The organism is Parapedobacter defluvii (assembly GCF_014642075.1).
Lineage (GTDB): Bacteria > Bacteroidota > Bacteroidia > Sphingobacteriales > Sphingobacteriaceae > Parapedobacter > Parapedobacter defluvii.
Genome location: NZ_BMIK01000033.1, coordinates 1 through 22,779 on the forward strand (window position 1 = coordinate 1; position 22,779 = coordinate 22,779).

General features: G+C 41.6%; 25 protein-coding genes. 23 read left to right on the forward strand and 2 right to left on the reverse strand.

Annotated features, from left to right (window positions below):
* The first annotated feature begins 56 nt into the window (after nucleotides 1-56).
* The 9 genes from IEX60_RS23845 to IEX60_RS23885 all read left to right on the forward strand — a co-directional run bounded on the left by IEX60_RS23845 (nucleotide 57) and on the right by IEX60_RS23885 (nucleotide 8,858).
* Entirely contained in the window at nucleotides 57-377 is a 321-nt protein-coding gene (locus tag IEX60_RS23845; RefSeq protein ID WP_188753914.1) for a helix-turn-helix domain-containing protein, read from the forward strand.
* 161 nt (nucleotides 378-538) lie between these two features.
* Nucleotides 539-2,332 (forward strand): OmpA family protein, encoded by a 1,794-nt coding sequence (locus IEX60_RS23850; protein ID WP_188753915.1) that lies wholly within the window; start codon nucleotides 539-541, stop codon nucleotides 2,330-2,332.
* Between the two features lie 176 nt (nucleotides 2,333-2,508).
* A complete protein-coding gene (locus tag IEX60_RS23855) occupies nucleotides 2,509-3,459 on the forward strand; it encodes a hypothetical protein (RefSeq protein ID WP_188753916.1) in 951 nt (316 codons plus the stop codon).
* Between the two features lie 167 nt (nucleotides 3,460-3,626).
* Nucleotides 3,627-4,634 (forward strand): RCC1 domain-containing protein, encoded by a 1,008-nt coding sequence (locus IEX60_RS23860; protein ID WP_188753917.1) that lies wholly within the window; start codon nucleotides 3,627-3,629, stop codon nucleotides 4,632-4,634.
* 11 nt (nucleotides 4,635-4,645) lie between these two features.
* Nucleotides 4,646-5,212, forward strand: coding sequence for a hypothetical protein (locus IEX60_RS23865; protein ID WP_188753918.1), 567 nt, complete (start codon nucleotides 4,646-4,648; stop codon nucleotides 5,210-5,212).
* Between the two features lie 32 nt (nucleotides 5,213-5,244).
* Nucleotides 5,245-6,591: a flavin monoamine oxidase family protein gene (locus IEX60_RS23870; RefSeq protein WP_188753919.1), complete on the forward strand. Its 1,347-nt coding sequence runs from the start codon at nucleotides 5,245-5,247 to the stop codon at nucleotides 6,589-6,591.
* Between the two features lie 17 nt (nucleotides 6,592-6,608).
* The gene (locus IEX60_RS23875) at nucleotides 6,609-7,172 is read left to right on the forward strand and encodes a LemA family protein (protein WP_229717772.1); all 564 of its coding nucleotides are present in this window, start codon (nucleotides 6,609-6,611) and stop codon (nucleotides 7,170-7,172) included.
* A 7-nt stretch (nucleotides 7,173-7,179) separates the two neighbouring features.
* Complete coding sequence (locus tag IEX60_RS23880; RefSeq protein ID WP_188753920.1) at nucleotides 7,180-7,428, forward strand: DUF2207 domain-containing protein; 249 nt, start codon at nucleotides 7,180-7,182, stop codon at nucleotides 7,426-7,428.
* Nucleotides 7,429-7,430: 2 nt separating this feature from the next.
* The gene (locus IEX60_RS23885; protein WP_188753921.1) at nucleotides 7,431-8,858 is read left to right on the forward strand and encodes a DUF2207 domain-containing protein; all 1,428 of its coding nucleotides are present in this window, start codon (nucleotides 7,431-7,433) and stop codon (nucleotides 8,856-8,858) included.
* A gap of 32 nt (nucleotides 8,859-8,890) precedes the next feature.
* Here IEX60_RS23885 and IEX60_RS23890 read toward each other — a convergent pair whose 3' ends face one another.
* Nucleotides 8,891-9,517 carry a response regulator gene (locus tag IEX60_RS23890; protein WP_188753922.1) on the reverse strand — a complete coding sequence of 209 codons (627 nt, stop codon included), beginning with the start codon at nucleotides 9,515-9,517 and terminating at the stop codon, nucleotides 8,891-8,893.
* A 12-nt stretch (nucleotides 9,518-9,529) separates the two neighbouring features.
* Nucleotides 9,530-11,560 carry an ATP-binding protein gene (locus IEX60_RS23895; RefSeq protein WP_188753923.1) on the reverse strand — a complete coding sequence of 677 codons (2,031 nt, stop codon included), beginning with the start codon at nucleotides 11,558-11,560 and terminating at the stop codon, nucleotides 9,530-9,532.
* Between the two features lie 186 nt (nucleotides 11,561-11,746).
* Here IEX60_RS23895 and IEX60_RS23900 point away from each other — a divergent pair, with 186 nt between their 5' ends.
* The 14 genes from IEX60_RS23900 to IEX60_RS23965 all read left to right on the forward strand — a co-directional run bounded on the left by IEX60_RS23900 (nucleotide 11,747) and on the right by IEX60_RS23965 (nucleotide 22,758).
* Entirely contained in the window at nucleotides 11,747-12,982 is a 1,236-nt protein-coding gene (locus IEX60_RS23900; RefSeq protein WP_229717774.1) for an OmpA family protein, read from the forward strand.
* Between the two features lie 28 nt (nucleotides 12,983-13,010).
* Complete coding sequence (locus IEX60_RS23905; RefSeq protein ID WP_188753924.1) at nucleotides 13,011-14,486, forward strand: hypothetical protein; 1,476 nt, start codon at nucleotides 13,011-13,013, stop codon at nucleotides 14,484-14,486.
* A gap of 22 nt (nucleotides 14,487-14,508) precedes the next feature.
* A complete protein-coding gene (locus tag IEX60_RS23910) occupies nucleotides 14,509-15,318 on the forward strand; it encodes a hypothetical protein (RefSeq protein ID WP_188753925.1) in 810 nt (269 codons plus the stop codon).
* A 26-nt stretch (nucleotides 15,319-15,344) separates the two neighbouring features.
* Entirely contained in the window at nucleotides 15,345-16,307 is a 963-nt protein-coding gene (locus IEX60_RS23915; protein ID WP_188753926.1) for a c-type cytochrome, read from the forward strand.
* 26 nt (nucleotides 16,308-16,333) lie between these two features.
* Nucleotides 16,334-16,699 (forward strand): DUF4870 domain-containing protein, encoded by a 366-nt coding sequence (locus IEX60_RS23920; protein WP_188753927.1) that lies wholly within the window; start codon nucleotides 16,334-16,336, stop codon nucleotides 16,697-16,699.
* Between the two features lie 247 nt (nucleotides 16,700-16,946).
* A complete protein-coding gene (locus IEX60_RS23925; RefSeq protein ID WP_188753928.1) occupies nucleotides 16,947-17,765 on the forward strand; it encodes a helix-turn-helix domain-containing protein in 819 nt (272 codons plus the stop codon).
* A gap of 159 nt (nucleotides 17,766-17,924) precedes the next feature.
* On the forward strand, nucleotides 17,925-18,533 hold the full coding sequence (locus IEX60_RS23930; protein ID WP_188753929.1) for a DUF4082 domain-containing protein: 609 nt from the start codon (nucleotides 17,925-17,927) through the stop codon (nucleotides 18,531-18,533).
* A gap of 15 nt (nucleotides 18,534-18,548) precedes the next feature.
* The gene (locus IEX60_RS23935; protein WP_188753930.1) at nucleotides 18,549-18,938 is read left to right on the forward strand and encodes a hypothetical protein; all 390 of its coding nucleotides are present in this window, start codon (nucleotides 18,549-18,551) and stop codon (nucleotides 18,936-18,938) included.
* Nucleotides 18,935-19,573, forward strand: coding sequence for a hypothetical protein (locus tag IEX60_RS23940; protein ID WP_188753931.1), 639 nt, complete (start codon nucleotides 18,935-18,937; stop codon nucleotides 19,571-19,573). The genes IEX60_RS23935 and IEX60_RS23940 overlap by 4 nt, the downstream gene beginning before the upstream one ends.
* Nucleotides 19,574-19,736: 163 nt before the next feature.
* On the forward strand, nucleotides 19,737-20,345 hold the full coding sequence (locus IEX60_RS23945; protein WP_188753932.1) for a hypothetical protein: 609 nt from the start codon (nucleotides 19,737-19,739) through the stop codon (nucleotides 20,343-20,345).
* Between the two features lie 26 nt (nucleotides 20,346-20,371).
* On the forward strand, nucleotides 20,372-20,785 hold the full coding sequence (locus IEX60_RS23950) for a hypothetical protein (RefSeq protein ID WP_188753933.1): 414 nt from the start codon (nucleotides 20,372-20,374) through the stop codon (nucleotides 20,783-20,785).
* Between the two features lie 30 nt (nucleotides 20,786-20,815).
* Nucleotides 20,816-21,835 (forward strand): hypothetical protein, encoded by a 1,020-nt coding sequence (locus IEX60_RS23955; protein ID WP_188753934.1) that lies wholly within the window; start codon nucleotides 20,816-20,818, stop codon nucleotides 21,833-21,835.
* Between the two features lie 4 nt (nucleotides 21,836-21,839).
* Nucleotides 21,840-22,187: a hypothetical protein gene (locus IEX60_RS23960; protein ID WP_188753935.1), complete on the forward strand. Its 348-nt coding sequence runs from the start codon at nucleotides 21,840-21,842 to the stop codon at nucleotides 22,185-22,187.
* A gap of 19 nt (nucleotides 22,188-22,206) precedes the next feature.
* The gene (locus IEX60_RS23965) at nucleotides 22,207-22,758 is read left to right on the forward strand and encodes a hypothetical protein (RefSeq protein WP_188753936.1); all 552 of its coding nucleotides are present in this window, start codon (nucleotides 22,207-22,209) and stop codon (nucleotides 22,756-22,758) included.
* Nucleotides 22,759-22,779 lie beyond the last annotated feature (21 nt).

Here is a 22,779-nt window from a genome sequence, read left to right on the forward strand (position 1 = left end):
AATATCTGGTAGTGCAATCCGAAAAAATGAAAATAATATATTAGGTTTGAAATTAGTTGTCCAACAAAAGGGCAGTATCATATATTGATGTCAAATCGCTTCAGGAGCAAACCAACACGTCCCGCAAAACGCTGGAAAGAGCTTTTATGAATTATCTGGGTGTTCATCCCAAAATATATACCCGTATCGTTCGTTTCAATGCCATAAAGAATATTCTCGACCACGCGGCTTTCGATGGTAATCTTACCACACTTGCACTGGATTTTGGCTTTTATGACAGCTCCCATTTTATTGCGGATTTTAAAGCATTTTCAGGAGTTACGCCTCATAACTACTTAAAGACCATACCGCTCAATCTGGTCGTTAAAGACTTTTAGATACATTTTGTCCCTTTTCTCCTATTTTAAAGTTTATAGCTATAATAATTTTGGTATTGTAAACAAGATATACCGATGATCTTATTCTGGTTATAGCCAATTCCTGTTCAATTTTCATTGGTCTATGTTGTTTGATTACTATCAACTCTATAAAAATGATTATGAACAGATTGAAATTACTTTACACAGCATTTTTCCTTGGCATATTTAGCCTTGCAAATGCGCAGACGGACACAACGATTGCAACGTCCGCTCAAACTGAATATTCAGGGTTTCGTGTTTCCGTACGGGGTGGATACGACTTTCCATCCATAAAATTTAAAGAAACCACCCCCTTTCTGGACTACAAGGGTGGGCTGGACGCAGGGATTTCCGTGGATTATTACTGGAGCTGGTTCGGGATAGGGGCTGATCTGGATTACATACGGAACAAGCCCGAAAATACATTTCCCACTTCGGGATACAGCGATCCCTACGAATATCCCATTACCAAATTCGACCTGATAGAAAATAAAATCACAAGGATATTCTATGGAATAGGTCCCGATTTTCGGTTTCTCCAAACTCCGAAATCTGATTTTGAGCTGAAACTGCGTGGCGGATTATCGTCTGTACAGGGCGGTGAAGTACAGCTGACAGGACAGGCAGACAATCCACAGGCATACGCACCTATTCTGCTCAACTATCACGGTGGTTTTTATGGGAAGGAAAATGTATTTGCCGGAAAAGCCTCATTGCAATACAACTATTTCTTTAGCCGTAATATAGGTTTACATATTGGAGGCTATTATCTGTACCATAGCAAAGTGTATGACCAGAAAGGAAGTACCAACAATTTTACAAGCGGTTATATGCCTATCAGCTATTCGGGAGATGTGGGAAAAGTTTCCGATCCGGATGACCTCATCAAACGGATAGATCCAGTACAGGATAAAGTACAGTCTTTTGGTGTTTTCGCCGGATTGACTTTCAGGTTTAATAAAAAAGTAAAAGTAGTTGAAGAGCCTAAAGGCGTCATTCCTGCTCCGGTAGAATGTGTGATTGTAGTAACTGCAAAAGACAAATACACCGGCGAGATTATTCCAAATGCCCAGATAACGTTGCTTGACGGAGCCGGTAATACGATAAAAAGTGCGACCACCGATGCTTCGGGCGTAACCACTTTCAACGGTATGACAAAGGGTAACTATACCGTTGCGGGAAGCTATCAAGGCAAGATGTTGGAAGGAAACCTGATTGCTGATACAGAATTTGGCGATTGCACCACAACAGGCGGCATCCGAAAAGATGTTCTGCTGAATAATGAAAACTACATCGTTATGGGCAAAGTGGTGAACTGTAAAACATCAGAGCCGATCAGTGATGCTTCTGTAATCGTTAAGAACAACAAAACAGGAACCACCGAAACCTATACATCCGATACCAAAGGTGAATTTTCTTTTACAGCACAGCCTAATACTACTTATACCATTTATGGTAAAAAAGCCAATTACCTGTCACAAAACATAACGGTAAAAACTTCGGACTATAACAGAGCCAAGTCACAGTATATCCAGATACAGATCTGTATGGACAAGGTGGACTGCAACGATGCGATTGTGCTGAAAGACATCCTGTATGATCTGGATAAATCATTTATCCGCGAAGATGCCAAACCGGAGCTTAACCGATTAGTACAGTTTATGAAAGACAATCCGGAAGTACGTGTAGAATTATCCTCACATACCGATAGCCGTGGTTCTGATGCCTATAATATGAAGCTGTCCCAACGCAGGGCACAGGCAGCCGTAGATTACATCATTTCGCAGGGAATAGCCAAATCCAGACTGATCGCAAAAGGCTATGGCGAAAGCAAGCTACTCAACAGATGTGCCAACGGCGTAAAATGTACCGAAGAGGAGCATCAGCTCAACAGAAGAACAGAAATGAAAGTAGTCTGTCCGGACAGTAAATAATTTTTAACAGCACCATACCTGCGAAAACAGCAGGTATGGTGTTTAACAACTTAAACTTTTAAAATCCAATAGAAATGATGAAAGCAGCAAATAAAACAAACTATATCCTGTGCTTCCTGATAAGTGTTGTACTGTTTACATCCTGTTCTAAAGACCGTGATGATGATACGGAGCCTATGAATACGAAAATTGAAGTAAGTGCAACTAAAATTAACACTGCCGTGCATAACCCCAATGTAAGCATGGCAACTATGGGATATAACGACAATACGTTTTATGTACTTGATGTTGAAAATGGAAAATCTTTTCCGGCAGGCACTTCACCCTTTATGGCGTATGACGTGGTACAAAACACGTGGACCAAGTTATACATTCCAAGCTTTGTTACAGAGAACACAGATTACGGGGTAGGCAAGCTCGTTTACCGGGTTGCAAACAACGCTATTTACAGTATGTATTACGGCAATGAAATGCTGGTGTACGCCACTTCAAAATATCCCGTTGCCGGTATGCGGAACCAGTGGTATAAAGACCCTATCCCCGCAACCTGCCGAACCCAATACGGCACCTATACCTATGGCGGCGGTGCCATATATACGCTGGGGAATATCGATGGCAAGGTAGCGATAAATGTGTTGGGAACAGACTGGAAACAGCTCACAAAACTGAATGAAAAATGGACAGCGACACCGTACCGTAACTCCCTCTTTTACAATAAAAAAATATACGCTTTGGCAGTGGATGATACACCAAGCAGCGATCAGATACTTGGTTATATCTACGATACCGAAGCTTTGACGGTAGAAAAAATAGCTGTCCCGTCTTATCTTCATACGCAACAAATCCATAATGCAAATCACCAGCTGGCAGTTTATAAAGACGTACTGTTGGTGCTTCACCCCACCTGGAAAGCAAGTTCAGGTACCGTTCCCAATAAATACTCAATAACAGCTTTTAATATCAAAACCAAAGTATGGTGCGATGCCCCTGTTGACCTGCCTGATGATTTTTTAAATGAAGGAGCAAATCTCTTTGTTACCGAAACCGGTAAAATATACGCCGCCGGTATAAAGAACAACAATTTTGCTTTGTATGAATTACAGCTTCGGCTACCTGATGGCTGGTAAGCAGCTGTACAGATACCGGCTTTATCATTACATGAATTAATCTAATAATAACCTATTAAATATCGACCGAAATGAATTATATAACATCCTTATTATCCATACTGCTTTTTATATCCTGTTCTGCAAAAGATAACGAACCAGATCCATCCACTTCAAATATAAAGATCATGAATAGTTCAGCTTATTTCGCATCCTCATTTTTTATAGATGAAAGCCACCATCTTTACGTTTGTGGCAACAACAGTTATAACCAGTTAGCTTATGCACAGGCTTCATCGCAATACCTTCCGCTAAAAACGATGGACGATGTCAGCCAGGTTGCACCTGGAGAATACCATACATTGATCCTTAAAACCGATAAAACCCTCTGGGTAGTCGGTAGCAATGATTATGGACAGTTAGGCACAGGAAATACCAACAATTTAGGTACGCCTAAGCAGATTGCCGAAAATGTGATCGCTATGGCTGCCGGTAAAAACTTCAGTTTTTATATTAAAAGCGACCATACGCTGTGGGCAATGGGCAATAACGTGTTTGGGCAGTTGGGCAACGGCAATACCGAATATCAATATACCCCCGTAAAAGTGATGGAAAATGTGCAGGCTGTGCAGGCTGCAACGGCACATACGCTGATACTGAAAACCAACGGTACGCTTTGGGCATGCGGTAATAACAGTGCATATCAGCTGGGCGACGGAACGGATAAGCACAAAAGCACGCCTGTAAAAATAGCCTCCGGCGTGGTGCAGATGAGTGCCGGCAACCAGTTTTCGGTTTTTGTAAAATCCGATGGCAGCCTGTGGGGCGTCGGTTTTGACGGTGCCGGGCAATTGGGCGATAACAGCACCTATACGGTTCACAACCCTAAACAGATACTGAACGACGTTGCAGAAGCCGCCACCGGCTACGGGCACACACTGGCATTAAAAACCGATGGTACGTTGTGGGTTGCCGGACTGAATGATTTCGGACAATTAGGAAACGGTAATGCCGGCAATATGGGACGTTTTGAATGGGTACTGAAAGACGTAACCAGCATCAGTGCAGGTAGCTCTCATTCCATCGCGATAAAAAAAGACGGTTCGGTGTGGACTACCGGAAGCAATGGCAGCGGCCAGTTGGGGACCGGAACAGGATTGAGTGACAGAAATCATTTTGAACAGGTGAAATTTTAAAAATATATGATATGAAGAATTTTGGAATTAAAAATATAGTATGGATAGGCTTAATGATACTAAGTTTATCAACAATAACAGGATGCTCCAAAGACGATGACACACCGGAGCAACCTAAAGTAGAAGCAATTGTTTCGCAGTTTGGCTGGTATCGCTTTAACCCCACAAGTGATCTGAAGTTCTATGAAGCCCGGGTAGATGAGTTACTTATGGAAAACAATGACCATGAGCTGGATGTTTTTCCAATCGATGAAGTTGTAAGCAAAGAAACCATCGCCAATGCAGAGGTATTGGTATATGTATCCAAAGTAGATTTGAGTGCAGCTTCTTATCCACGCACATTCCACAGGTTGCTCTATACTGCAGGCACAAAAAAAATATCGGTAACCAATAAAGGTGGAGTCCTGCTGTTAACTGCCAGTTTTAACCCCTATGCGGAGCCTTATAATGAAGAATATTATTTCAGCGTCATCATTCTGCCCAAAGGCTACAAATTACCCGGAAATCTGAATTTAGATAATTTTGATGAGGTAGCTGCTCATTTTAAGATCGACAAAAATTTTGATTTACTCTCCTAACAACATTTGGGAATTTTTGTAAATGAATAGGTATGAACAGAAGGACTTTTATTAAAAACACAGTCTTAGCTTCGGGAACTTTGTTTATTCCCGATTGGCTGAACGCAATGCCCCCGGTTGCTGAAAATGTACAGGTAGTCATTATCGGTGCGGGGTTTTCGGGATTGGCGGCAGCCTATCAATTGCATAAAAAAGGAATTTCCTTTGTGGTGCTGGAAAGCCGAAGCCGCATTGGCGGACGTGTTTTTTCTCATCAGATGACCGATAATTTAGTGGTTGAATTAGGCGGTGAATGGATAGGAAATTCGCACACCCGTATGCAAGAGCTTTGCGATGAATTTAAATTGCCTTTGGAAAACAACCAATTTGATACACACCTGATTTATAAAGGCGGATACAGCCCTGCTGGAACGTGGGATTACAGCCCGCAATGGAAACAGAAGTTTGAGCAGCTGCTAAAGGATTACCGGCAGATGGGCGAGGCAGATAAACATGCATTGGATCAATACGACTGGTGGCGGTATTTAGTCAACAATGGCTGTGAGGGGCGGGATTTGGACATCCGCGAATTGCTGGACAGCACCGATTTTGGAGAAAGTATCCGTCACGTTTCTGCCTTTGCCGCTCTTTCGGAATACGCCGAAAGCAGTCCGAAGAACGAAATGGATTTAAAGATAAAAGGTGGCAACGGCAGGTTGGCAGAAGCCATCGCATCAAAAATCGGTAGGGAAAAAATACATTTAAGGCAGCACGTTTCCCGAATTGTACAGGGTGATGAGGTAACGGTAGAATTTAGCAACGGCAACCGTTTTACCTGTCATCAGGTCATCTGCACCGTTCCGGGCTTTGCGCTGAGCCGGATTAATTTTCAGCCCGCTTTACCACCGGAATATACCGCTGCCCTCAACGAGCTTCAATACGCAAGAATTAATAAGCACGCTTTGCATTTCGGCGAACGTTTCTGGAAAGACGAAAGCTTTGACCTCGTTTCCGATCAGGGACCGCATTATTTTTACCACGCCACCAAAAACCAGAAAGCGAAAGACGGCGTACTCATTGCGTACAGCATCGGCGAAAAAGCTGCGATGAACGCCAACAACAAAGAATTTGCGGCAGATGATGTTTTCCGCTGTTTGCAGCCCAGTTTTGGAGATATAAAACCACTGCTCAAAAGCCACGTGAATTACTATTGGGGCAATGACGAATATTCTCGTGGTGCGTATGCCATGTACGGCATCGGGCAATGGTTTTCACTTCGCCCGATCTTGGAAAAGCCGTTTGGAAAAGTACATTTTGCAGGCGAGCATTTAGCCGACTGGCAGGGTTTTATGGAGGGTGCCATCAATACCGGAGAGGCGGCTGCGGAAGCCGTAATATAAACTTAAAAACAAAAATTATGTACATCATCATAACCATTCTTATCATCGGGATTATTGTAGCTACTACCCTTATCGGCATCTTTAACCGCTTTGCCAAGCTCCGCAATATGGTTAAAGATGCCTGGAGCAATATCGACGTGGCTTTAAAAAGAAGACACGATCTTATTCCCAATCTGGTGAATACCGTAAAAGGCTATGCTGCCCATGAACAGGAAACGCTCCATGATGTGGTGGCAGCCCGTAATGCGGCAATGGCTGCACCCAAAGGCGATATCAACACACAGATAAAAGCCGAAGGCGAATTACAGCAAACATTGGGAAAGCTCTTTGCGCTCAGTGAAGCCTATCCCGACCTGAAAGCCAATACCAACTTTCTCGACTTGCAGCAAAAGCTTAGTGAAATAGAGGAAAATCTGGAACGCAGCAGACGATATTACAACAGCACCGTCCGCGAAAACAATACCTATGGCGAAAGTTTCCCCGGAGCAGTATTTGCCGGAATGTTCCGTTATCAGCATTTCGATTTCTTTGAAGCCGAAGCTGCCGACAAGGAAAACATTGATGTGGATTTTAAAAAGTAAAACAGGTATGAAAAAATTCTTACTTATACTATTGCTTTCACTTGCTAATGTAGTAGCATTCGCACAGGGTTTTGTGGTCAATCAATTTACGGCAGATGTTTACCTGAACAAAGACGGCTATTTCGATGTGGCGGAAAATTACGAAGTTAACTTCACGGACAGCAAGCACGGTATTTTCCGTGAAATCGTTACCGATTATAGGCTGCAAACTACCGATGGCAAAACCGAAAAACGGCATCTGGTCATTAAAATATAGAAGTGCCCGGGCACAGCTATTCCATCAATCATAAAATAGAACAACGGGCAAACGGCAAGATAGAAATCAGGATTGGCGACAAAAACACTTTGGTAACCGGACGGCAGCAGTACGAAATACGTTACCGCGTTTATAATGCCTTTCTGTTTGAAAACAATCTGGCTCAATTTTACTGGACCCTGAAGCCATCGGGCTGGGCAGCTGTTTTTAAAGACATCCAATTCCGCATCCACACGCCCGAAGGGTCGGAACTATCGCCGGAGAATTGTTTTGTTTACGCCGGAAATACAGGAACGGCAAGCCTTTCCACAGATTTTGATTACAGCTATACCGACCATATATTTTCGGGCAAAAGCCACGAGTTTTTCTTTTCCGCTCCGGGACAGGATATTACGGTATTGGTAAAACTTCCCAAAAATCTCATCAAAGAAAATTTTATCACTATACCGCTCTGGAAGCAATACGGCTGGGTCGGTATTTTAGCAGTTTTATTGTTTCTGTTTGGGCTGGTTTGGCTGAAATTCGGCAAAGACGACGAAGCAATTGCCGCCACTTCCTATTATCCGCCAAAAGGGATTGACCCAGCAATGGCGGGCTACCTGATAAACGATAAAAGCGATGCGTCCGACCTTATTGCTTTGCTTCCGCATTGGGCATCGCAGGGTTTTATCTCGATGGAGGAAGTTCCGAAAGAAGGATGGTTTGGCAAAGCCGATATGAAGATTACAAAGCTGAAAGAGCTGCCGTTTACCGTTGCTGACTATGAACAAGCCCTGTTCAGCGGACTGTTTAACATCTGGGGAACAACGGTTTTGGTAAGCTCGCTCACCAACTCATTTTATACAGTAATGAACAACGCCAAAAAACTTTTGAAAACATCCGCACAAAAATACTATGAAACCCGCTCACGCGATGTAATGTGGCTTACGATGGGCGTTGCGGTTGTTTTGGGTGTTATTCTTTGTCCGGTGTTTCTTTTTGTATTTGGTGTTGTGGCAGCGGTTGCGGCTCCGGTAGTTTGTGTATTCATTGCCCTGATGAGCTTTTTCCTACAAAAGAAGAACAAAGCGGGCAACACGGTATATTCGGAACTGAAAGGTTTTAAGCAGTTCATCAAACTGGCTGAGGTAGAACGCATAAAAGTCCTTTTGGAACAAGATCCGCAGTATTTTGAAAAAACGATGAGCTATGCCCTTGCCTTTGGTTTGTTGGATAAATGGGCACAGCAGTTTGATGCACTGCATATCCCACCGCCGGGCTGGTACCACAGCAGCGGAACACAGATGCTCGGAATATATGCGTTCTCCAAATCGTTTTCATCCGGAATAGCTTCGGCACAATTGGCAATGGTCAGCTCGCCATCATCATCTTCTTCAGGCGGTGGCTCATCGGGTGGAGGGTTTGGCGGTGGTGGAGGCGGAAGCTGGTAATGCAGCTCAATGGAAATATATCAATCAATCAATCAATCAATCAATCCGTGTTCTACCGCAAACCGGATTAAAGAGGCCGTGTTACTGACACCTAATTTGGTAATCATATTCTTTCGGTGTGTATCTACCGTGGAAGTGCTCACAAATATTTTGTCAGCAATTTGGTTATTGGTCAAGCCTTCGGCAATATATTGCAGGACCTCTTTTTCCCGTTTAGTAAGATTAGGCAACATTTCTGAATTTACTACTGACGAAGGGCGCAACAAATATTCTATATTTAAGCTCATGTATAACTTTCCTTGCATAACAGTAGCAATAGCATCTGCTATTTCTTCTGCCGAGGCGCTTTTGACCAAATATCCCATTGCTCCGTTTTCGATCATACGAGAAATATAACTGCGTTCACTAAAGGTACTGATGCCTACTATTTTTATATCGGGAAATTCTTTTCGTATCTTTTTACAAAGATCCACACCGCTGATATCCGGCAGATTAATGTCCAGCAATAATACATCCGGACGTACTGTTTTCAGCGTATTAATAGCTGCAACGGCATTATAAGCAATTCCACATATATGCAATCCTTCTAATTTTTCTATAACCGATTTTAACCCTTCCACCACTACGGGATGATCGTCAACAATAAAAATAGACACCATAATTGTACACATTTAATTTATAACCCCTTCAACGGTTACAGAAGTACCTTCGCCGGGACGGGTACGAATATCCACAGTACTGTTCAAATATCCTGCCCGAGCTTTTATATTCTGCAAGCCAGCTCCGTTTATATCGGTATGGCTGTTTAAATCAAATCCTTTACCATCGTCTTCCACAGTAAGCGTAAATTTATCTGCTTCCTTTATCAGCTGTACCAATGCCTGCCGGGCTTCTGCGTGTTTGATGACATTGTTAAGCAATTCCTGTACAATGCGGTACAAAATAATTTCGGTATCCTGAACCATGCGCTGGTCGAGTCCGTAAGTCTGAAGGCGAACGTTTAGTTTGCCCGATTGGTCGATACTTTCGCAGTAATTTTCTAATGCTTCTTTCAGCCCATACCGGATAAGTGCTTCGGGCATCATATTGTGTGATACACGTCGCAGTTCTCCAATTGAATTATCTAACTGGCTGATAATAGTATTAACAGCCGCTGCATTGTCTTCAGATAAAAATACATTCCCTTTCATATTTGATAAACTTAGCTTTACACCAGACAATAATCCACCCACTCCGTCGTGCAGATCTTTTGCCAATCGACTGCGCTCTTCTTCCTGACCTTTCATCAACGACTGGGCAGCAATGAGCTGGCGTTCTTTTTCTAATTGAATGATTTGCTGCTCGTACAGTTGTTCTGTCTTTTTCAACAGCCGATGCTTATTCCGCAAGTTGCGATACAGCAACAAACCTGTTACTAACAACAATAAAGATCCAACAACAGCAAAGAAAATTTGGTTCTCTTTTTTATGCAATGCTAATTGTTGGATTTGGTTGTTTTTTTTTAATACCAAAATAGCGTCTTGTTTTTGCTTTGCCTGATACTTATTTTCTATTGCGTTGATTTTAAGCTGAATATCTGATTGGTGCAAACTGTCACTTAACCTTCCATAAGCATCGAAATATTCAGATGCTTTTTGATAGTCTTTTGTTTGGTAATAAGCTTGGGCGATATAGTTCAAAGAAGCTCGTTCCCGGGTTTTATCATGTAATTTTCTATGTATGGACAGTCCCGGGCCGAAATATTGCAAACTTTGCTTATAATCTCCCAGACTGAAATAACTTTTACCCAGTTGAAAGAGAATATTTCCTTCTTCAAAACCATTATGTATTGGCTGGGCATATCCAAGTGCCTTTTTAGACGCTGCAATTGCTTCTTTGTAACGCTGAATTTCATTAAAGTAACGTCCTTTAAGGGCATAAAAACTACTGTAAAGATACGGTAGGTTGAGTTTTTGCACTGTTAATGCAGCGCTATCTAATGCTATTAGAGAAGATTTATATTGTCGTAAATTTAAAAAATCCAATGCTACGAACATTTGCAATTGTGCCTTCTTTTTTAAATCCATCGGGTGTTGTTGAAAAATTTCTAAGCCTTTTGTATGATATTCCAACGCCTTGTCAAATTGCTTCATATCATTATATACCAGTCCCACATTGGCATATGCCGTGAGTAGATTTGGCCAGTCTTCAGAAGAAGAATTTTCAAAGTAATCAATTACATTAAAATAATACCCGAGAGCTTCTTCATATTTATTTTGCTGTAATGCGACCGTCCCCATGCTCATTCTGTTTACAATCACATTTTCCTTTCCTTCAACGGTGGTATCCTTCAAAAAATATGTTTCAGCAATTCGGTAATAATGCTGGGCACTATCGAATTTATCTTCTCTAAAATAACTGCTTCCCATATAGGCATACCCACTGCCTATATTTAGATTATCTGCATTTTTTTTTGCCAGATCAATGCATTCACGCAGGTAAATCCGTGCCGAGTCGGTATTGAAAAAACTTACATCCCAACCCAATTGCAACAATATTTCCATACGGCTACTGTCCGTCTGTCTTTTATCTGATAGGCGAAGCTTCAAGCTGTCAATACGGCTATTTTGCGCGCTGCTCATTGAAAAAGCACAGGATAGCGACACCGTTAAAAAAAGCGGATACCAGCTACGAAAATCCGAAAAACAATATATCTGTTTCACGATTAAAGATTTTATCTGTGCATCAAAATTCCGCAAAAAATAAAAGCTGAGCAAGCCTTTGGCTAAAAATCCCCTTTTTCGTGGAGATCTGAAAATCCTCTTTTTCAGTATTGTACAGTTTTAATTGCTGTCGGAACTTTGAGGAATAAAAATGGTAAAAAGTATAAACCCACAAATTATAAAGTTATGAACAGAATAGTATTAATGGTTACAGCAGTCCTAATAGGTAGCACGTTTTCAAATACCGCCCGGGCGCAGCTTTTGAAACGTATCAAGCAAGAAGTAAAGAGTCGGGTAGAAAATAAAGTGGTGCGTGAAACAGGTGATGCTGCCGAAAAATCCATGGATAAAGCAAAAGAAGGAGTAACGGGCGCTACTAAGGGGACTAAAGATAAACCTGTTGAAACAGTAGATGGTAATGCCACCACGAACAATAGAAGTTTCTCGGAGTATAAGAGCTATGATTTCGTGCCCGGCGATCGAATCATCTTTCAGCCCGATTTAAGCGGAGAAGCAGATGCTGAACTTCCGGCTCGTTTTAGTATCAAAAGAGGTAACGCGGAAATACAACGCTATGAGAGCGAAAAAATTCTGCATTTAGATAAAGGTGGCTATGTAACGGTAGCACCGTTGATGAAAAACGAAGATTATCTGCCGAAGCAGTTTACCGTAGAGTTTGACATCATGTGGGAAAACGACAAAGATTATTTCGATCAGTTTAATGATGTACGGGTATTATTTCTACATCATGGCGATAATAATTTTGAGAGTTACGGAATGTATGAATTTACCCTTATTTCACAGGAAAAGGTAGTGCTGGGTGCGCATAGCGGAAATGGACAAAAAATCCCCGAAGCATTGAAGAATTCCTTACAATCCAACGACATTTGGCACCATTTTGCCATTTATGTAAGAGATAATATTGCCAAAGCATATATTGATCAATACCGTGTTGCGGCTTCCAACAACATGCCCACAGGTGCTGTTAAATTAGCATTGAATACCGACGGTCGTTATGGTTACAAGGTTAAGAATTTCCGTATAGCAGCCGGTGGCGATGATAAGTATAATAAAATCGTTACGGACGGGAAATTTATTACCCACGGTATTTTTTTCGATGTCAATAAGTCAACCATCAAACCCGAATCAATGGGTACGCTCAATGAAATTGCCAAGCTGATGAAAGATCACAGCGACCTGAATTTTGAAGTGCAAGGACATACCGACAGCGACGGAAGCGATGATGCCAATATGAAATTATCACAAACTCGTGCCGATGCCGTAAAAACACAATTAGTAAAAATGGGCATTGACGATAGCCGACTTACCACAAAAGGTTTCGGCGAAACAAAGCCTATCGACAAGAATGATACCGCTGAAGGAAAAGCAAATAACCGCAGAGTGGAGTTTGTAAAAATGTAAGGCAAGACCTTAATTAAAAGAGATGATTATGAAAAAATATTTTAAAAATCTGAGTTTTTTGTTGTGCTGTTTTTTACTATTGAGCAGCTGTAGCAAAGATACCGACAATGACGATCCTGTTTTTACCGGACCAAGCAATAAAGAAGCACTGACTGTAGAATTGAATGGCGGGCAATTGACATTAGAAATTCCTGCGGGAGCAATGGAAGAAGGAACTCAAATCAACGTTCAGGAATCCAATGTTGAACTCCCCGAAACTGCTCCTGTGCTTCAACAATTTGAGCTGTTGCCCAAGGGAACCAAATTTTTAAAACCTGTTACGCTTACTATTAAATACACCGATGAAATGTTGCAGGGCAGTTCACCCTATGCCCTCGGACTGGCTTTTCAAAACGATGATAACGAGCAATGGTATGCTTTGGTGGGCGGGAAAGTAAACACGGAGCAAAAAACCATTTCTACCAAAATTACTCATTTCAGCCATTGGGGCGTGTTCAACGCACTGCACCTATACGCTAAGACTGGAAACGATGTGTATCACGACGGGCAGGAAGTCATCCCCATGCTGACTAACCAAATGCTCACCGTTGGTGTGGTGATGGATTTGCCACCGCTGTCTGCAGATGATGAAGAAATGTTGAAATTTATTAAAAAGGGATTCGAGCTGATGAAAAAAGATCCCATTAACCCGAAAGTGTCGGAAGATTGTCCTGACTGTGCATTATTGGCACCTGTTAGCTTTGTCCCTCCTGTAGAAACGGACGACATACACAATAAAGTCATTAAACCCGACAAATGGTTAGTGAATGGTATTGTAAACGGGAATACGACAGTAGGAACAATATCTGAATATACCAACGGCTACTTTTCCTATACTTCACCTGCTAAAATGCCGTTGGATAATCCGATGGCGATTGCTGCCGTTATCCATACCAAAAGCCACGGTGAACTGCAACTCATCCAGCAAGCTAATGTCTATGCACGGAAATGGCGGTATAGCTATGCAGAACAATACGATGACGGTTGTGATGGTTCCTATGATTTTGACGTATTTGGATTTAAAGCAGAAATGAAAAGTTATGTAGAATTTGGGTTTGATGATGATTTCTCACTCGTTGGAAGTACATATCACAACTCCCCATGGACGATTTCAAACATCGAAAACTGTTCGCCTAACCTAACTGACCTGACGGTTGTTCCCGAAGAAGACTACGCCCTACGGCTTTCCAATTTGCAAAAAGATGATGAATTTATGGATTATTATCCAGAATTCGGATACTTCTATCTAAAAATGGATGCTTTATATAACGGCAATTTTGTATGCCACGCTATTTCACATTATAACGATGGTTCGGGAAAAACAGAACCCTATGATGGAATTGTTGACACCGGCAATTCTTTTGTGGGAGAGCACGGCACTCTTATTCCGAATAAGCCTTATACGGAGATGAAAGATGAAGCGGGAGGATACAGCTCGTTGGTGGTCGTTGAAGCCATTGAATAAACCAACTAAATATAATTTAAAGATGAAAAAATTAACAACAAACCGATTCGGGAATCTATTATATGTTTTATCAGCACTGATAGTATGTTTGAGCATGCTGAGTTGTAGCAAAGATTCCGACGACAGCATATTACCTGATGACGAACAGTTAGAACATTTGGGATATATCGCATCAGAAAAAGGAATGAAACTCACCTATACCATCACTGAAGGGGATGAACTGGGGTTAACCAGCCAAATGAAAGTAACCGATGTAAAGGATATTGACGGCTATCGGGTTGCCTATTCCGAAATTTCGATGCCTGGAATTGTCATTAACAGTTCGGGCAGGTTCAATAAAAAAGAAACTATAAGTGACGGCGCTAATATGCCAGCAGTCTATTACGAAACTTTGGAGCAGATAAAAAAAGGGTACAACACTTCATTTACGCACAAAGAAAACCCGATGACACTCGTGATTCCTCATCAGGATCAGGCTGGTCAGGTGGTGGGACAAAAAAAAATTCTGGCAGAGTGGCACGGTGTCAATATCGAAGAAGATACAAAAATGGTCGCTGATTATACAATGGAACGAAGTAACGTTGTTACTGATGGTAATGAGATCATCGAAACAGCGGTAGGAAAATTCGAGTGTTTAAAAATGACATATACCGCCACCGCAACGACAACGATAGAAATCACAGATCTTATTACAGGTGTAGTTACTCCGTTTACCAATATCGGGATCATGGAAATTACCATGTGGATAGCCAAAGGGATAGGAACTGTAAAAACTACCGAAGTGATGGGAGGAACGGTAACGACTACTGAGCTGACCAAAGTTGAAAAGTAACCCCCTACAAAAATAAAGTCATACAGATGAAAAAGCTAATTGTAATTATGTTGATGCTCCTAATTGTTACCGTGGCAGGAACCTTTTTTTATGTGAAATTTGCCCTGCCTGATGTAGGAGCGGCTCCCAAAATAAAAGTAGAGCTAACCCCCGAACGCATCCAACGGGGGGAATACCTTGCAAATCATGTGGCGGCTTGTATGGACTGTCATTCCACCCGCAACTGGGGACGCTATTCCGGTCCGCTACAAGAGGGAACACTTGGGAAAGGCGGAGAATACTTCGGTCCTGAAATGGGTTTTCCAGGAAAATTTTACAGCAAAAACCTGACTCCTGCCAATTTGGAAAACTGGACGGATGGCGAAATTTTCAGAGCAATTACCAGTGGTGTAAACAAAGATGGCAAAGCGTTATTTCCCGTAATGCCCTATCCTTATTATGCGCAAATGGACAAAGAAGATGTGCTGGATATCATCGCCTATATCCGCTCCTTACCAGTGGTTGAAAACGAAGTCCCGCAATCGGTAACAGAGTTTCCTATGAGCTTAATTATCAATACTATGCCGGTTAAACCTTCATTTGTGACAAGACCCAAAAAGGAAAACAAGGCAGCATATGGAAAATATTTGGTAACTGCAGCCGCTTGTATGGATTGCCATTCACCCGTAAATAAAGGACAGGTCATAGCAGAGAAAGCATTTTCGGGCGGAAGGGAATTTGAATTGCCCCGAGGCATACTGCGCTCGGCAAACATTACACCTGATACAGAAAGTGGTATCGGAAACTGGACGGAAGAAATGTTCGTAGCAAGGTTTAAGACCTATCAGCACCCAGAAAATATGCCGTCGGTTAAACCTGACGATTACAATACCCTCATGCCCTGGAGTATGTATGCCGGTATGGAAACAGATGATTTAGAAGCTATTTATATGTATTTGCAATCGCTGAAACCTATCGAAAATGCGGTGGTGAGATACACCCAAAAATAAATATCAAACAAAAAAATTAATACATTATGGAATCAGATATTCAATCACCCGAACAAACCGCTACAAATAGTAATAACGACAGTACTTTTGCTGTTCTTGCACATGCAGGTGGTATTTTCTTTGGGTTTGTACCGTCGTTAATCATCTGGTTGATGAAAAAAGATGATAAAGGAGCTTTATTTGTTACCACACAAGCTAAGGAAGCCCTCAATTTTCAGATTACAGTGGGACTGGCTTTTATTGTCAGCAGTATTTTAATATTCGTGCTGATTGGTATTCTGCTTTTTTGGCTGGTGTGGTTTGTCGATATTATTCTCTGTGTCATCGCCGCCATAAAAACATCAAAAGGAGAAAATTACCGTTATCCGGTTGCTATCCGGCTGATAAGATAATTCCCTCGGAAGTATAGGTGCTGTTTTTTACGAAATAAAAAAGTCAAATTATGCGAAATTTTATAGCCATCTTATTCTCTCTTTTGTTGTTTTATCTTTCATTTGGTCAGTCAAGAGTAGAAATGTAAAATATGATGGAAGAAGTTAAAAAAAAGCGATATGTCAGGTAACTTTTCACTTTCCGTAAAAAGCAATTTTGATCTAAAATATCATTATATTTGTTCTACACCGATAATAAGCTGTCCGAATGATTTACAGAGTGTTCCATCCTGCGCCTGCACTTAGTCACATTGTTGACTACTATTGGTATGTCTGTGCCGAAGCAAGCGAAATACCGGATGAACAGCACTTTTATACACCGCTTATCCAGACCTTGGTTTTTACGTTCAGCAAACAGGACGAGCATCACGCACTCCCCAACAACACGTTCAGGCTCAATCAGCCCGCTTATCTTTTCGGGCAGGGAACAGGTCCGCGAGTGGTAACCTCAAACGGGGTGGATTACCTTGGCGTAAAGTTTAAGCCTTTGGGCATTGCCAAAGTTACAGGCATCAATATGGAGCATTTTGCTGATCAGATTATTTGTGCGGAGGATATCTGGTGCAACGAGCTGGATCTGCTCTGGGATGAGATGCAGTCTATGCCGTCCATAGACGGCACCATCAATGTGCTGGAAAAATTTCTGATAGCCAAGCACCTGAAAGCTACCATAAGCCCAAAAATAGATTGTGCACAAAATGCCTTAGCCTTAATCAACCAAACGCAAGGCAATATAGACATTAAGACACTTCAGGAGCAAACCAATACGTTGCGTAAAACACTGGAACGGGCGTTCGTCCATAATTTAGGGGTGCATCCAAAACTGTATGCCCGTATTGTCCGCTTTAATGCGGCTAAAGACAGGTTAGACCGTATCGGAAGAGAGGAAAGCCTTACCGCCATCGCATTGGATTGTGGCTTTTATGACAGTTCCCATTTCACTTCAGAATTTAAAATATTCTCCGGCTTTACTCCATTGGGCTACCTGAAAAAAATCGACAAAGATTTTATCTTAACGGATCGCTGATCCTCATTTTGTCCCTTTTCTCCTATTTTAAGATTTCCTGCCTCAATAATTTTGGTATATAATTCGGATATACCAATGAAATCATTACGGTTATAAGCAAAAAACCTCCATAACATTGGTCTGTCCCGGTTTAAAAAATAATTTAAAACCCCAATGATTATGACAAATCTATTCAAAAATCACTATGCAATTGTTTGTACGCTTTTGTTAGGTATATCAATGTTGATGTCCTGCTCAAAAGATGATGACACACCTGCACCTAAAGTTTATCCTGAAGAAAATCCATTAACACTGTATTTGAGTAACAGCGGCTTCAATCAAAAAGCTACAAATTTTATCAACTCAGGAACATATGAGTTTGGATATTCCTTCAAGCCGAAAGTGAAGGGAAAAATAAATGCGGTTACATTCAGAATTCCCGATAATGCAACAAATGTAAAAGTTACAATATGGGATGCTGCAACTAAAGCACCATTGAGATCGGTTGTCATTCCCAACGCAGTAGCCAATACGGAATTACGGCAAGCTATTGAGCCTTTAGAAATTTCCACCGATACTGAATATCTCGTTTCTTATAACGGAAGAAGTTGGTATAAGAGGCAAAAAACAGACGGTTCGATTGCTGCTTATCCCGTTGAAGCTGGAAATATACTGATAACCGGATTTCGCTGGGGTGCTACAACTTCTGCTGATCAGAAATATCCTGTCACAGTATCTAAAGATTATTATGGAGGAGATCTAAGCATCGTTTTTCAACAAGTAGACTAATAAAACCCAATAATTATGGAAAATATATTAAAAAATCACTATGCCGTTGTTTGTACACTCTTAATAGGTATAGCAATGTTGATGTCCTGCTCTAAAGACCGGGACGATGACACAACCCCACCGACAGAAAAACAAGCCGATGTGTACGTAGCAGGTTATCAAATGATTGGTTCGCAAAGTATTGCCTCCCTATGGAAAAATGGTATAGCTACTACCCTGACAGATAATACAGTCTTAGCCTCTTCGGCAAACGATGTATTTGTTTCAGGCAATGATGTGTATGTTGCCGGAGCAGAAAGACTTTCATCCGCTACTTCCGCTACGGCACGGTTTGGAAAAACAATGTACCTGTCGACCTTGCTCTTGCAGGTGCAAAAGGTTCTTCTGCACAGGCTGTTGTTGTGAGTGGGGACGATGTGTATGTAGGCGGATATGAAGTAATATCCGGTGTGCGCCGTGCTAAAATCTGGAAAAACGGAAAACTCCGCTATACATTTCCGCAGAATACCATCGAAATGGTTTATGAAATAGCTGTGCAGGGTACCGATATATACGTGGTAGGTTATCCCACTGCACATCCCGTTTATTGGAAGATTTCCGCAACAAATGAAACCAGCATGGATGTACCGCTATTAGATTGGGCACACGGCATCACTGTAAAAGGAAACGACGTGTACGTTTCGGGAAACAAGGGCAATAAGGCACGATATGTTAAGAACGGTTCCGCAGTTGATCTCACCGACGGAACAAATTATGCGTATTGTAATTCCATATTCCTGTCAGGAAATGACGTGTATGCAGTAGGATCCGAAGAAAAAAGTGACGGTACTGACGCACCCAAATATTGGAAAAACAGTACAGCGATTAGTCTTACCAGTGGCAATAGCAACACGCATGGAAATTCCATTTTTGTATGGAACAGTAAAGTTTATGTTGCCGGAGCCGATGAAGATGCCCCTTATTTGTGGGAAGATGGCAAGCAGCAAAAACTTGCCAACGAAGGGGCGGTTTCTGCGGTTTTTGTAGTGGACAGACCTTAAAAGCCAAACTGCTATGAAAGCCTGTTGTATATTCGTCTTCTGCTTGCTGCTTTTTTGCCAATCAGCTTTTGCGCAAAAAAATGATACGCTTGATTTTTATGCAGACATTAAAAAGCAAGATGCTACGGAGTTTGTTTTGGTATCCAACCAATCCATTGGCTTTTTGGGAAATGATTACCAACGGTTTTATATTCATTTCACTTCGGTACAAAAAAGTGAAAAGAATTCGTACCAATATCTAATAAAAGGAAAAACAAAAGTAAAAAACAACATCTACATATTTACAGGAACCTTAACCATTAAAACGGCTATAACAGTTCGAGTTCAAGACGACCCCGAAATCCCTCAAAATATACGCGCTGGCAAATTTACCGCTTCTATAAACCTACAAGAAGATAAAGAACAATACGGTTCGGGAAAAATAACCGGAACCTTAAGCAAGGGGTTTATTTTAATGGATGGCAAAATGGCCGATGACCAATTACTGTATTATGGTGACATGCCCTATGAAGGAAATTACTTTGAAGGACAATGGACAAGTAATAAAACCGGAAAGTCTAAACCCTGTCTGTGGCATAATGGCGGCGGCTGGACAAAGCCACAGGATCTGTTCCGTCTGGGTGATGACGGCGATGTGTACATCAATCTCCACTACCTTAAAAACGGTTGGGAAAACTACGTTACTGCCTGGCATTCGGCACAATTAGGTGTAGATGACGAGAACCGCATCCGCGAAGCCCAAGCAAAAGAACAGGAAAAATGGTGGAAATGAATATCAATTTTTAAATCAACAATACTATGAACATTAAAATCAGAAACGGAATAGAAGTGCAAGCCGAAGGCGGGCTTATTATAGAACAAGCCTGGCTGCAATACGCATCAGGACCATTGGTGCGGGACGGCAACATCATCAATATAGGCGAAAAAATAAAAATCCACCTCATTATTCAAGGATGGAAAGGAATAAGCGATGTCATCAGCATTGGTGCCACCGAAACCATCACCACCGATGAAGGGCAACGTTTATTGCAGTCCGGCGATATGTTTGCTGATTATGCCACCTTATCGCTGCAAGCCGTACAAAAAATATCGCTCTCGGCAATCATTGATGATATAGACCGCTTAGTCGATTTTTTCCGGGTCGATTTTCACATTTGGAGTAAAATGTATCCCGAACAGGAAATTAAAGGCTATTATCTTTTTCACATTTAAGCATGATGAACCATTTAAACTACAACAATTATGACAACAATAAACGTAAAAAACAGATTTTTCGGCGCGATGATTTTGCTCCTTGCAACGGGGCTTATTTTCAATTCCTGCTCCAAAGACCGGGACGATGACCCCAATCCCAAAACAGAGCAGACAGATGTCTATGTAGCAGGTGAAGCATTTATCGGCGGGCAATATGTGGCTACCGTATGGAAAAACGGTGTAGCCACAAAACTGGGTAGTGGAGCGGATGAATCCACTGCCAATGCGGTCTTCGTATCGGGTAATGATGTATATGTAGCAGGAAGTGAATTCAATGCAAGTGCAAAACGGGTAGCCAAATTATGGAAAAATGGTGTCGCCACTGACCTGACCGATGGTACGAACAGTGCGAATGCTTTTACCATTTTTATATCGGGTAGCGATGTCTATGTAGGTGGGTATGAGATTATGAGCGGTACAGACCGTGGTAAAATATGGAAAAACGGAAAGCTGTACTGGACAGCTCCTCCTACTGCCAATACGTTAAGAGAGGTAAGTAGCATTTATGTGCAAGGTACCGATGTATATGTGGCAGGTTATATTGGCGGCAGTGGAACGCAGTATTATTGGGTAAATCCCACAGCTGCTGTACCAAAATTAGTCAATGTACCGGATTTAGACAATATAAATTCCTTGGTTGTTTCGGGGAGTGATGTCTATACTGCTGGTTCCAAAGGAACGGTTGCAAGATATCTGAAAAACACAGAGGTAACAAATCTTACCGATGGCTCAAAAGATGCGGCGTGCAATTCCATCTTCCTATCGGGAAGCGATATTTATGCAGGAGGCTTTCAAGATCCTGCGGCAAAATTGTGGAAAAACGGTATCGCGAGCAATTTAAATGGAGGAACAAAAGATGCCAGGATAAGTTCGGTTTATGTGTGGAATAATAAAGTGTATGCCGCAGGCGATAACGATAATCAGGCGGTTGTATGGGAAAATGGCACACCTAAAGTATTGGCTGAAAAAGGTTTTGCCTATGCTGTTTTTGTGGTGGATAAAAAATAGGAAAATGAACAAGCAAATCACCCTTTCAGAAGTTTTGGCGATGCCGAAAAAAGATACCACCGGCTGGGAACGGACAAGGGCGTTTATCACGATGCTTTACAACCTGGTGGAAGTAACCGACAACGGAGCCATAGTAGGTATCCTGCTGGATATGACGGTAAAATACGATGGTGCTTTGAACACAGCCACCATGCGCAATGTGGAATTTGTAATGGAGCAATATTATATCCCCAAATCCCATTTGAACTCTTTCGGCAGATATACCGGATTGATAATATGGTACAACCCGAAAAAGTTAAGCGACAAGGTGATACCCGACCCGGAGCAAAAGCCGTGGCATTATGAAGTTTAATTCTTAAAATCTAAAATCAATGGAAAGCAGTATCCTATATGTAATCGGTGGTATAATAGTCTTTGTCCTTATCGGGGTATTTGTATTAAAATTCCTATTAAGAAGTGCATTCAAAAAATTCGGCTTTGATAAAAATACACTATCGCAGATGGGCGAAAAAGCGACCAATCTATATAAAACTGAAAATATGCAAAACGCTACAAGAAATACAGCGAGTGGTACTCGTCAAATGGACTATGCGGACTATATGAAAGAGCCCAAAAAAGATACCGCAGGTTGGGAAAAGTTCCTCGTCTATATCCACGGATGGCGGGAACCGGTAGAAGTGCTAAAGAATGGAAATTTGGAAGGTTATCTTTTGGATATAGAAGTAAAACCCGCAGGAATTTTCACAGGAGATTTTATCAATCCGCTCGGTGGATTGAGTATTGTCCGCAACTGCTACTTTCCGAAATCGCATCTGCAATCGTTCGGGAAATATACGCAAATGATGGTGCTGTACAATCCGAAAAATCCTTTGGAAATCATTCCCGACCCGGAAAATGAAAACTGGCATTATGAAGTGAAATAATAATTATGAATTAGAAATTAT